General features: G+C 60.6%; 8 protein-coding genes. All 8 read right to left on the reverse strand.

Annotated features, from left to right (window positions below):
- Positions 1-4: 4 nt before the first annotated feature.
- On the reverse strand, positions 5-1,996 hold the full coding sequence (gene mnmG / locus NA29_RS25135; RefSeq protein ID WP_039394129.1) for a tRNA uridine-5-carboxymethylaminomethyl(34) synthesis enzyme MnmG: 1,992 nt from the start codon (positions 1,994-1,996) through the stop codon (positions 5-7).
- A gap of 2,863 nt (positions 1,997-4,859) precedes the next feature.
- Positions 4,860-5,606 (reverse strand): ABC transporter ATP-binding protein, encoded by a 747-nt coding sequence (locus NA29_RS25140; RefSeq protein WP_039394132.1) that lies wholly within the window; start codon positions 5,604-5,606, stop codon positions 4,860-4,862.
- Entirely contained in the window at positions 5,606-7,402 is a 1,797-nt protein-coding gene (locus NA29_RS25145) for a branched-chain amino acid ABC transporter ATP-binding protein/permease (protein WP_052252394.1), read from the reverse strand. The genes NA29_RS25140 and NA29_RS25145 overlap by 1 nt, the downstream gene beginning before the upstream one ends.
- 18 nt (positions 7,403-7,420) lie before the next feature.
- Entirely contained in the window at positions 7,421-8,476 is a 1,056-nt protein-coding gene (locus NA29_RS25150) for a branched-chain amino acid ABC transporter permease (RefSeq protein ID WP_039394135.1), read from the reverse strand.
- Between the two features lie 201 nt (positions 8,477-8,677).
- Positions 8,678-9,175, reverse strand: coding sequence for a homoprotocatechuate degradation operon regulator HpaR (hpaR, locus tag NA29_RS25155; RefSeq protein WP_039394138.1), 498 nt, complete (start codon positions 9,173-9,175; stop codon positions 8,678-8,680).
- A gap of 257 nt (positions 9,176-9,432) precedes the next feature.
- The gene (locus tag NA29_RS25160) at positions 9,433-10,578 is read right to left on the reverse strand and encodes an ABC transporter substrate-binding protein (protein WP_039394141.1); all 1,146 of its coding nucleotides are present in this window, start codon (positions 10,576-10,578) and stop codon (positions 9,433-9,435) included.
- A 160-nt stretch (positions 10,579-10,738) separates the two neighbouring features.
- On the reverse strand, positions 10,739-11,521 hold the full coding sequence (locus NA29_RS25165) for a sulfite exporter TauE/SafE family protein (protein ID WP_095178500.1): 783 nt from the start codon (positions 11,519-11,521) through the stop codon (positions 10,739-10,741).
- Positions 11,522-12,090: 569 nt separating this feature from the next.
- On the reverse strand, positions 12,091-13,077 hold the full coding sequence (locus NA29_RS25170; protein ID WP_052253144.1) for a branched-chain amino acid ABC transporter permease: 987 nt from the start codon (positions 13,075-13,077) through the stop codon (positions 12,091-12,093).
- Between the last annotated feature and the right edge of the window lies 1 nt (position 13,078).

Consider the following 13,078-nt stretch of genomic DNA (forward strand, 5'->3'; position numbering starts at 1 on the left):
CGCGTCAGGCAGCGTGCTGACCGCCGGAGTCGCCATCGGCGGCGACATTGGCGTCGGCAGTCGCTTCCCCCACCTCCCCTGAAGCACGACGGCGCCCGAGCCCTTTCTTCAGGTGGATCATCAACAGCGAGATCGCAGCGGGCGTCACACCGGAGATACGAGAGGCTTGCCCCAGCGTTTCGGGCCGTTGAGCGTTCAGCTTCTGGCGCACCTCGATCGACAGCCCACGAACGTCGTTGTAATCGATGCTGGCGGGCAGCACCGTGTTCTCGTTCGCTTCCTTGCGCACGATCTCATCGGCCTGACGGTCGATGTAGCCCTGATACTTGACCGCAATCTCAATCTGCTCGCGGATCTGATTCGCTTGCAGCGCATCATCGGACAGTGCAGTCTCAGGCGCGAGACGACCGCCCTGCACTGCCATCAGCGCGTCGTACCCGACTTCCGGGCGACGGAGCAGGTCGGCCAGCGAATACTCGTGGTCGATGGCTTTACCGAGCAACGGCACCGCGTCTTCCGCCGGGAACGTCTTCGGATTCACCCACGTCGTCTTAAGACGTTCTGTTTCACGTGAAACAGCATCGCGCTTGCGGCAGAACGCTTCCCAACGAATATCGTCGACAACGCCCAATTCACGGCCTACTTCCGTCATGCGCATATCCGCGTTGTCTTCACGCAGCGACAGGCGATATTCCGCGCGGCTGGTGAACATACGATACGGCTCGGACACCCCGCGGGTGATCAGGTCGTCGACCAACACCCCGAGGTAAGCCTGATCGCGACGCGGGCACCAGGCTTCGCGGCCCTGCACTTGCAGTGCGGCGTTGATACCGGCGAGCAGCCCCTGTGCTGCGGCTTCTTCGTAGCCGGTCGTACCGTTGATCTGTCCTGCGAAGAACAGTCCCGAAATCACGCGGGTTTCCAGCGAACTGCGCAGTCCGCGCGGATCGAAGTAGTCGTACTCGATGGCGTAGCCGGGACGCAGAATATAGGCGTTCTCCATCCCCTTCATCGAGCGGACGAGTTCCAGCTGCACATCGAAAGGCAGGCTGGTGGAGATACCGTTCGGGTAATACTCGTTGGTCGTCAGACCTTCCGGTTCGAGATAGATCTGATGGGACGTCTTATCGGCGAAGCGATGGATCTTATCTTCGATGGACGGGCAATAGCGCGGCCCGACGCCTTCGATGACGCCCGTGTACATCGGCGAACGGTCGAGGCCGCCTCGGATGATGTCGTGCGTCCGTTCGTTGGTATGCGTGACCCAGCACGGCACTTGGCGCGGGTGCTGGTCGGGGCGTCCGAGGAACGAGAAAACCGGCACCGGATCCAGATCACCCGGCTGTTCTTCGAGGACGGAGAAATCGATAGAACGCCCGTCGATACGCGGGGGCGTACCCGTCTTCAACCGACCTTGCGGCAACTTCAACTCTTTCAGACGTGCGGAAAGGCTGATGGCAGCGGGATCACCGGCACGGCCACCGACATAGTTGTTCAGCCCCACGTGAATCTTGCCGTCGAGGAAAGTCCCGGCGGTGAGCACTACAGCGCGAGCGCGGAAGCGCAATCCGACCTGCGTGATCGCCCCGACAACGCGGTCGCCTTCGACAATAAGATCTTCCACGGCTTGTTGGAAGAGCCATAAATTAGGCTGATTCTCGAGGCGATGGCGGATGGCTTGCTTATAAAGAAGCCGGTCGGCTTGAGCGCGGGTCGCACGGACAGCGGGTCCCTTGGACGAATTCAGAATACGAAACTGAATCCCGCCCTCGTCGGTGGCAGCGGCCATGGCGCCGCCGAGTGCATCCACTTCCTTGACGAGGTGGCCTTTGCCGATCCCGCCGATGGAGGGATTGCAGCTCATCTGGCCGAGCGTCTCGATATTGTGGGTGAGCAGAAGTGTCTTACAGCCCATGCGGGCCGAGGCGAGCGCAGCCTCGGTACCGGCATGGCCGCCACCCACCACGATCACGTCAAACTCGGTCGGATAAAGCATCGCAATATTGCCGCTGACGGCAAACTCTCTGGATTCGGTAATTGCGGAATTATAGCGGTATTGCGATGCATCATTTGTAACTGCACTCGTGTTTCACGTGAAACGTTAGGGCAAAGTGGTGGTTTTGCTGGATGTTTCACGTGGAACCCTGAGGTCTTTTGATGTTTGGACGGGGGTATTGATCCTGTTTCAGAAGGCGTCTTGAACTGCGCTTGCATCCATTTTTGCCGTAAACATCGGAAAGTCTCCCCACGTTCAGACGAGAACCCTTCGATACGAGCACTTCGTCGCACCCGCAGACGTCCGGGCAGTAGAGATTGGGGGCGCTCGACTGTGCCCCACCTGAAAGTCGCTTCGCCTGAGTTCCCTCGAATCCCCACCACTCAATTGCCCACGGCCAGTCGCCCGGGCGATGCTTGCGATACTGTTTCACGTGAAACATCGAAGTCGGCCCGTGGACTTGCGAAGACGGTTCACCGCTCCGATGGACGTCCCACCTTTGCCCCACCCTCTCTCGAATGCCACGTCGCGGCCTATTAAAACCACCCGGTGTCACCATCGTGCCGTTCTCTCAACCATCCGGGCAGTGGGGATCGGAAGCACTCGGCTGTGCTCCACTTGAAAGTCGCTTCGCCTGAGTGCCCCCGATCCCCACCATTCAATTGCCCGGGGCCAGCCACCCGAGCGATGCTCGCGACACTGTTTCACGTGAAACATCAAGGCCGGTACGTGGACTGGCTCACGGTTCCGATCGACTTCCCATCTCCGGCCTGCCCTCTCTCGAATGCCACGTCGCGGCCTATTAAAACCACCCGATGCCACCATCGTGCCGTTCTCTCAACCATCCGGGCAGTGGGGATCGGAAGCACTCGGCTGTGCTCCACTTGAAAGTCGCTTCGCCTGAGCGCCCCCGATCCCCACCATTCAATTGCCCGGGGCCAGCCACCCGAGCGATGCTCGCGACACTGTTTCACGTGAAACATCGAGGTCGGTACGTGGACTGGCTCACGGTTCCGATGGACTTCCCATCTCCGGCCCACCCTCTCTCGAATGCCACGTCACGGCCTATTAAAACCACCCGATGCCACCATCGTGCCGTTCTCTCAACCATCCGGGCAGTGGGGATCGGAGGCTCTCGGCTGTGCTCCACTTGAAAGTCGCTTCGCCTGAGTGCCCCCGATCCCCACCATTCAATTGCCCGGGGCCAGCCACCCGAGCGATGCTCGCGACACTGTTTCACGTGAAACATCGAAACCGGTTCGTGGACTTGCGAAGACGATTCACCGCTCCGATAGACTTCCCATTCCGGCCCACCGTCTCTCGAATGTCACGTCGCGCCCTGTTAAAACCACCCGATGCCACCATCGTGCCGTTCTCTCAACCATCCGGGCAGTGGAGTTCGGAGGCACTCGGCTGTGCTCCACTTGAAAGTCGCTTCGCCAGAGTGCCCCCGATCCCCACCACTCGATTGCCCGGGGCAGCCCGAACGTGAAATTGGCGATGTTGGTTTCACGTGAAACGTTAAGGTATTGGTCACCCGCATATCGAAGCCCCCCGGTTCCCTTAATTACCGAATCTCCAACCCTTGGGCGACTCCACCCTCCGTTTGAGGTGCAGCAGCACTTCGACCCCAACGCTTCTAGGTGCAGCCCATCAGGAAATGCGCGACCGCCAAGGGGACGGACACGGGGACCGACAGCGGACAAGATTGCGGGAATGTTTCACGTGAAACGTCGGGAGACGTCATCGCACGGATCGCGGGGGGCACACGTTTTTCCCCGGAGGTCGACGGTCCTTGCGCAACCCCACCCGGCTCCACCCCACGAACAGCGAAGCCGACTACGAGAATCTTCCAACGTTATGCCGAACGCGCACCTCTTCCCTTTCCTGCTTCCAAGCCGGGAGGGTTAGCTGGCACATGACATCCTCCCAGTGGCGTTCAAACCAGACAACGGGCGTCCCCCATCCAAAGCAACGCTGTTTCACGTGAAACTAATTTCGCACGAACACTTGGGGTGAAATCGGGCAATTGAGGGGTGGGGATTGGGGGCGCTCTGGCGAAGCGACTTTCAGGTGGAGCACAGCCGAGTGCCTCCAATCCCCACTGCCCGGAAGTTAGGAAGAACAGTGCCGCGGTAGCACCCGATGGTTTTCAAAAAGGCATGCATCCCACGTGTAGCGAACCAACTCCACGAGTCACCCCACTTCGCCACATTTAGCCGAACAGTCACGAACCGCGACGAAAGCTTCGGAGATTTGAGAGGTGGGGATCGACGGTGCTCTGGCGAAGCGACTTTCAAGTGGAGCACAGCCGAGTACCGTCGATCCCCACTGCCCGGAAGTGAGGGAGAACGGCACCGTGATAGCGGGATGTGGTGTTAAGAAAAGCCTCCCCTCGCTCCACGTGAAACAAAGAAACGCAGCAACGAAAACAGCCAACCAAACCCGAAAGCCAACACCGCCACCATCTTCGCAGCGACCATCCACCTGCGTTATCCACATCCGAGCCAAGAACACAAAAATCCGCCGCAGGAATTTGCTTTTCTGTGGATAACCTCGACAACGAATTCCACAAGAATTTCGAGAAAATCTCGCAACCCCTTATTGCGGCAGTGCGCCATAGATTTGAGTTACTCACACATATCCACAAGCAACTGTGAATAAGTGACTTACCATACTTTGCCGCGAAGCCCCGGCGTCGCCCCAAATAATTGGGGACGGATAGCTCTATCGAACGACCGTTCAGATTGCATGTCCGGTTAAAGCGACCACCCCATCGCCCGCACCCAGAAACGAAAAAGGCCCGCCAAACCGGCGGGCCTTCTCAACCTGTGTCGAACTACGTACCGACAGTCAACGACCGTCAGGCAGCCTTCTTAGCCAGCCCCAGATACGTCTCAATCACCTTGGGATTGGTAGCCAGCTCCTGCGCCGGCCCTTCGAGGGCAAGCTCGCCCGTCTCGATCACGTAGGCATAGTCGGCAACCTGCAACGCCGCGCGTGCGTTCTGCTCGATCAGCAGCGTGGCAACGCCCGTCTTACGCAAGTCATTGATGATGTGGAAGATTTCCTTCACGATCAGCGGTGCCAGACCCAGGCTAGGCTCGTCCAGCATCAGCAACTGCGGCTTAGCCATCAACGCACGGCCCACCGCAAGCATCTGACGCTCCCCGCCCGACAGCGTCCCCGCCTGCTGCACACGACGCTCCTTCAGACGCGGGAACAGCTCATAGACCACATCCATCTGATCGAGGAAGTTCTTCTCCCCCGCCTTCTTGCGACGGTAAGCGCCGAGCAGCAGATTGTCCTCAACGGTCATCGTCGAGAACAGCTCACGCTTCTCCGGCACCAGACACATGCCGCGCGACACACGGGCTTCGATCGTCAGCGCCGACATCTCCTGACCAAGATAAGCCACGCTGCCCTTGCTCGACCCGTTGTGCGGCAGCGCGCCCATGATCGCGTTGAGCATCGACGACTTGCCCGCGCCGTTCGGACCGATCACGGTGACGATCTGCCCCGCCCCGACGCGCAGATGCGCACCATGCACCGCCTCGACTTTGCCGTATGCGACGGCGAGGTCCTTGACCTCCAGAATTGCGTCGGCCATCACTCCACTCCTCCCAGGTACGCTTCGAGCACCGCCGGGTTCTTCTGCACGTCTTCCGGCAGCCCCTCGGCGATCTTGGTGCCGAACTCCATCACCACCAGGTGATCGGTCAGATTCATCACGAAGTCCATGTCGTGCTCGACCAGCAACACGCTCATGCCCTCGTCCTTGAGCTTCTTGAGCAGATCGCCCAGCGCCTGCTTTTCCTTGTAGCGCAAGCCTGCGGCCGGTTCGTCGAGCAACAGCAGCGTCGGATCGCACGCCAGTGCACGCGCGATTTCCAGAATACGTTGCTGACCCAGCGCCAGACTGCCCGCCTCGTCATACATGTGCGCCCCAAGGCCCACACGCTCAATCTGCAGCTTCGCTTCATGCAGCAGCATCGCTTCTTCGTGACGATCCAGACGCAGCACACTCGACCACACACCACCCTGCGGACGACGACGCAGACCGTTCTTGTCGCGCAGATACGCGCCGATAGCGACGTTCTCAAGCACGCTCATATGCGGCATCAGACGCACGTGCTGGAAGGTCCGGCCGATACCGCGCTTGACGATCTCACGCGAGGGCAACCGGTCGATGCGCTCGCCCAGGAACGAAATCTCACCGCGCGTTGCCTGCAACACACCGGTCACCAGGTTGAACGTCGTCGACTTGCCCGCACCGTTCGGACCGATCAGGCCGACGATCTCGCCCGCCTTCACTTCGAACGACACGTCGTTCACCGCAACCAGTCCGCCGAACTCCTTGCGTGCCTTCTCAAGCTTGAGCACCACCTCGCCCACCGCTGGCTTGGGACGATGTCCCAACGGCTCAGCCTGCTCAGGCGCTTTCGCGACACGTCGCGCCGGGAAGATCTTCCCGAAGAACGGCCACACGCCATCGCGCGCATATTGCAGCAACAACACGAGCAAGATGCCGAAAACGATGGTTTCGAAGTTGCCGTTCGCGCCCAGCAGCACCGGCAGAATGTTCTGCAAGTAGTCCTTGAGTACCGTCAGAATCGCAGCCCCCAGCACCGCACCCCACACGTGGGATACGCCACCGACCACCGCCATGAACAGATACTCGATGCCGTGGTTCAGGTTGAACGGCGTCGGGTTCACGGCACGCTGCAAGTGCGCGTACAGCCAGCCCGAGATCGCAGCGAGCACCGCCGCATAGACGAACACGACAACCTTCATCCATGCCGTGTTCACGCCCATCGCCTCGGCCATCACGCCGCCACCCTTGAGCGCGCGAATCGCACGGCCCGGGCGCGAATCCAGCAGGTTCTTGATCGACACCACCGCCAGCACCACCACGATCCAGATCAGGTAGTACATCTGACGCCCGCTCGCCAGCTCCAGGCCAAACAGGTTGATCGTCGGAATGTCGTTCAGGCCGTCGTACTTGCCCAGGAACTCCAGGTTGCCGAACAGGTAATACAGCGCCAGACCCCACGCGATCGTGCCCAGCGGCAGGAAGTGGCCCGACAGGCGCATCGTGATCGCACCGATGATCAGCGCCGCACCCGCCGTAATCGCCACGCCAACGATCAGACCGAGCCACGGCGATGCGCCGTAAGCCGTGGTCAGATACGCCGTCGCATAAGCGCCCAGACCGACGAACGCCGCCTGTCCGAACGAGGTCATGCCCGCCACGCCCGTAAGCAACACGAGACCGATGGCGACAATGCTGTACAAGCCGATGTAGTTAAGCAGCGTCACCCAGTATTCAGGCAAACGCACCGGCGCTGGCAGTACCGGCAACACCGCCAGCAGCACCAGGAAAATCAGGAAGTATTTGTTTTTCATTCTGTGGTCCGCCCCGGCTTATTCCTCGTCTTCTTCAACGTGCTTGCTCGTGAGCGACAGCCACAGCAGCACCGGAAGAATCAGCGTGAAGACGATGACCTCCTTGTACGCACTCGCCCAGAACGACGAGTACGATTCCAGCAGGCCCACGAGAATGGCGCCGAGCGCCGCGACCGGGTAACTCACCAGACCGCCGATAATCGCGCCCACAAAGCCCTTCAGGCCGATCAGGAAGCCCGACTCGTAATAGATGGTCGTGATCGGTGCGATCAGAATGCCGCACAGCACACCGAGCACCGCCGCCAGCGTGAACGCCAGTCGGCCAGCCTGCACCGTGCCGATGCCCACCAGACGCGCACCCAGACGGTTCACGGCCGTCGCGCGCAACGCCTTGCCCGACAGCGAACGGTCGAAGTAGAAGTACAGCGCCAGAATCATCACGACCGACACACCCACGACCCACAGACTCTGCCCAGACACCATCACCGAGCCAATGTTGAAGCTCGCGTCCGAGAACGGCTGCGTACGCGAACCCTCAGCGCCGAACATCACCAGTCCCAGGCCCGTGAGCGCGAAGTGCACGCCGACCGAAACAATCAGCAGCAACAGCGTGCTCGCCTCAGCCAGCGGCTGATAAGCCAGGCGATAGAGCATCGGCCCCATCGGCACGACCAGCAACAGCGTGACCGCAATCTGGACGAGCATCGGCAAGGTCATCGGCGAGATCGCCTTGACCACGAAAAACACGGCAATCGGAAACACGAGATATTTACCCGCGAATACCGGTACCAGGCGGCCCGCCAGCTTGCGCCGCTCACTGTGACGCAAGACGCTTGCCGTCTCCACAATGAACGTGCAAATGCCCATCGCCACGAGCAGCCAGCTCGTCAACGGAAACTTCTGGGTCTGGAGAGCCGCGAGCGTGAGCGCGCCATACGACACGAACTCGCCCTGCGGAATGAAGATGACGCGGGTGACGGAGAACACCAACACGAGCGCCAATGCCAGCAAGGCATAAATCGCACCCGTGGTGATGCCGTCCTGCGCCAGGATGGCTGCAATCGAAAGATCCATGCTCCTCTCACTTCGTTTGAGTACTTCTTGAACCGGCTGGCGAGACAGCCGGTGTGATGCACGGTGCAGCGCGCTGCCACCCCGTTCCCCTTCAACTTCGGCGCACCCCGCACGATCCCCGTGTCGCAGCGCAGCGAATTATGAATTGTATAAACCGTTATGCATTGGTAAAACCCGGGTGACTACTGAGATGACGACATCTCAACCCGTTTTTCGACGACGGCGGGGCTTGGTCGGCAACGACGGCGCGTCGGCCAGCACCTCCGGCGGCAGGGCTTCGCGCACGACGTCCATCAGCCGGTAGATCTCGGCGAGCGTGTCGCGTCCCACTTTGTCTTCCAGATAGCGATAGCGCTCCTCGACCAGCGGACCGAGCTTCTTGCACAGCGCCCGGCTCGACGGCGTCAGCGACACCATCACGCGACGCTGATCCGCCGCCACGCGACGGCGCATGATCAGACCCGACGCCTCCATGCGTTCGAGCATGCCCGACAGGCTCGGACTGAGAATGCAGCACTCGCGCGCAACCTGCCCGATCTCCATTTCCCCGGATTCGCTATCGTTGACGGCGCGTATGACACGCCATTGTTGTTCCGTGATGTCGTAGCAATTGAGTAACGGCCGGAACAGGCCCATCACCGCTTCACGCGATTGCAGCAACAACAGGGATAGGTTGCGGTGTTCGAATTCACCCGTCATGGATTTACGCTCGAAAGGATCGGCCGTTCAGCCCCCCGGCTGCGGCGATCAGGTTGGGACAATGCGGCCTCTCATGTGCCGCTCGCAAATGCATGTCCTGCCGTCTCTTTGCGATGCGCGAAACTACCACGCTCAAAAAAAACGGGCGCGAACGCCCGTTCTTCAGGCCCGGCTGGTCGAACCGGGCGCTTTTACCGCAGATGTTTCCGATGAAACAGCGGGGCATGCCTGCATGCTATAGGCAGCCCCGGCGCGCATCAGTTCGCCAATTTCCACTTGCCGTCGACGATTTGCACCATCACACGCGAGCGTTGATCAAGACCGTTGTGGTCGTTCTTGCTCATGTTGAAGATGCCTGCCGTGCCCGGCATGTCCTTCACGTTCTCCAGCGCTTCGCGCAGGGCTGCGCGGAACTCCGGCGTGCCCGGCTTGGCCTTCTTCAGTGCCACCGGAATCGTGGTTTGCAGCAGCAGGCCGCCGTCCCAAGCGTGGCCGCCGAAGGTCGAGATCGAACCGGCGCCGTAGGCCTTTTCATAAGCAGCCTTGTACGCGGCCGCCGACTTCTTCACCGGGTTGTCGTTCGGCAGTTGCTCGACGACGAGCAGCGGGCCGGCCGGCAGATACGTGCCTTCGCAGTCCTTGCCGCAAACGCGCAGGAAGTCGTTGTTCGCCACGCCGTGCGTCTGATACAGCTTGCCCTTGTAGCCGCGCTCCTTGAGCGTGCGCTGCGGCAGTGCTGCCGGCGTGCCCGAACCGGCGATCAGCACGGCATCCGGGTTCGCGCCCATCACCTTGAGGGCCTGACCGGTCACCGACGTGTCGGCACGGTTAAAGCGCTCGTTCGCCACGACCTTGATCTTGTTCAGATCGGCAGCCTTCTGGAATTCCTTGTACCAGCCTTCGCCGTACGCATCCGCGAAGCCGATGAACGCCGCGGTCTTCACACCGTTGTCGGCCATGTGCTTGGCGATAGCGGTGGCCATCAGAATGTCGTTCTGCGGGGTCTTGAAGGCCCACGTGCGCTTCGCGTCGACCGGCTCGACGATGGCAGCGCCTGCGGCCATCGAAATCACGGGGGTCTGCGTTTCGGCTGCGACGTCGACCATGGCCAGCGAGTTCGGCGTGACAGTCGAGCCGAGCACGGCGTCGACGTGATCTTCGCTGATCAGCTTGCGCATGTTCTTGACGGCGGTCGTGGTGTCGGTCGCATCGTCGAGCACGATGTACTGCACCGTCTGGCCAGCAATCGTCTTGGGCATCAGAGCAATCGTGTTCTTCTCGGGAATGCCCAGCGAAGCGGCCGGACCGGTCGCCGACAGCGACACGCCAATCTTCACTTGAGCGTTCGCCACGCCCGCGACGAGCATCATGGCCGATGCCATGCACAGCAACTTCAGTTTCATTTGGGTCTCCTCACAAAAATTTCGAATTCGATTTTTGACGCATTTTTTTGACATTAACCGACCGCGCAGTCGGGAAATTGTCGCCCATCTTACGGGCACGGATGCCGTTTCGTAAAGTGCGGTTTCCCCACCTGTGGCATCTGCCACAGCGGTTTTTCCACTAGCCGCGCAAAAACGCGTCGTAGCCCGTTTTCACGATCAGCACCGCAAGCACGCCCAGAAACATACGCCGCACGAAGCCAACACCGTGCTTGAGCGCGAGACGGCTGCCCACCAGACTGCCCACCACGTTCATGATCGCCATGCCCGCGCCGACCAGCCACAGTACATGCCCGCTCATGCCGAACAGCAGCAGCGCGGCCAGATTCGTCGCGACGTTCACGATCTTCGAGGACGCCGACGCATTCACGAAGTCCTGCCCGAACAGCCGCACAAACAGAAACACCAGAAAGCTGCCCGCACCGGGGCCGAAGAAACCGTCGTAAAAGCCGATGACACCGCCCACGGCGATCGCCATGAGCGTCACCCCCGCCCCGCCCTTCACAGGGGCGTGGACTGTCCCGAAATCTTTCTTGCGCAGGGTGTAGATCGCCACCGCGACCAGCACGAACGGCAGCACCTTGCGCAGGACGTCGGCCGGGACATGGGTGACGGCGTAGGCACCGCAGAATGAGAAGACGAACGCTGCGACAGTGGCGGGCAACACAAGGGCCCAGCGCAGCTCGACGCCGCGCGAGTAACGCACTGCCGCCGAGGCCGTGCCCCAGATGCCAGCCATCTTGTTGGTACCGAACAACAGCGGCGGCGCAGCATTGGGGAAGACAGCGAAGAGCGTCGGCACGGAGATCAGGCCGCCGCCACCGACCACGGCATCGACCAACCCGGCGAGAAACGCCCCGCCAGCGAGCATCAGCAAATCGGTCAGCGACCAACCCATCAACATACATTCCCCATACACAACACCTCAGTCGCCGAACAACTGAAAGGCAGCCAGACGAAAACGCCGAGCATAGCGTCTTTATTCCGCATTGCGCGTACTTATTGCGGTAGAAACCAATGCAATTCTCGCAATGTGGCGTAAAGACGGCCGAAATTGCGGAAGTAATGCGGAATAACTGGCCAATGATGGAATGCAGTGCGCACGAGCCGCACAAGGAGGCGTCATGACCGCTGAATATGGCATGCCTGACGAAGGCCTGGCACAGCGCGATGCGACGCCATGCGGAAGGTGAAGCACAATATAAAAAGCGCTGTCGGAGTCTTCTCCGACAGCGCTTTCTTTTTTGGCGGTGCGCGTTATCGCGCTTGTTGTCTCCTCGTTCCTCGCCCCTATATCCTGCTGTGACGCGAACTGAGAGAGAGAATAAAGGAGCACCCAATGCACCACAAGTCAGCATTTACCCCTACGAATTAGGTTTTTTCTGACATTCGTGCGCCAGAGTGACGAGCGGACGCGCCACACAGGTGCATACGTCGACATTCCGGCTTCCACGAATCGCCCAATTCACACCCTTACGACGCCTGCGACATCGACCGGAAGAACCGGCTGCGCGCAATGAACTCACCCACGAGACCACGTCGGAACGCCAGCACGCAGATGATGAAGATCGCACCGATCACGATGGTCACGGATTCGCCGAGCGTCTGGAACCACGTCACGCCGGTTGCCGTCGCGAGCCAGTTGCCGATATCGCCCAGCTTGTTCTCGAGCACGATGATCACCACCGCACCCACTACCGGCCCGAGCATCGTGCCGAGACCGCCCACGAGCGTCATCAGAATGACCATGCCCGACATCGTCCAGTGAACGTCGGTGAGGGTCTCGAAGCCCAGCACCACCGTCTTGGTCGAACCGGCGAGCGCAGCGAGTGTGGCCGACAGCACAAACGCCAGCAGCTTGAAGCGGTCGACGTCGTACCCCAGCGAGATCGCACGCGGCTCGTTCTCTTTGATCGCCTTGAGCACCTGACCGAACGGCGAGTGCACGATACGCATGATCAGCAGGAAACCCAGCGCGCAGATCGCTAGCACCACGTAGTACAGCGTGAGATCCGAGTCGAGGGGCAGCAGACCGAAGAGCGAACCGCGCGGCACGCCTTGCAGACCGTCTTCCCCACCGGTGAACGGCGCCTGAAGGCAGAAGAAGTAGAGCATCTGCGCGAGCGCCAGCGTGATCATGGCGAAGTAGATGCCCTGACGCCGGATCGCGAGCAAGCCGATCACCAGTCCCAGCACCGCCCCCGCAATCACGCCCGCGAGAATGCCGACCTCCGGCGTAAAGCCGAGATTACGGATCGCATAGCCCGTCACATAACCGGCGCTACCGAAAAACGCCGCGTGACCGAACGACAGCAGGCCCGTGAAGCCGAGCAGCAGGTTGAAGGCAGCGGCGAACAGTGCGAAGCACAGCACCTTCATGACGAAGACCGGATACGCGCCGACAAACGGCGCGACGATCAGCGCCAACAGCAGCAGGGAATACAGCACGCGTTGTTGCATC

Source organism: Pandoraea sputorum, assembly GCF_000814845.2.
GTDB lineage: Bacteria > Pseudomonadota > Gammaproteobacteria > Burkholderiales > Burkholderiaceae > Pandoraea > Pandoraea sputorum.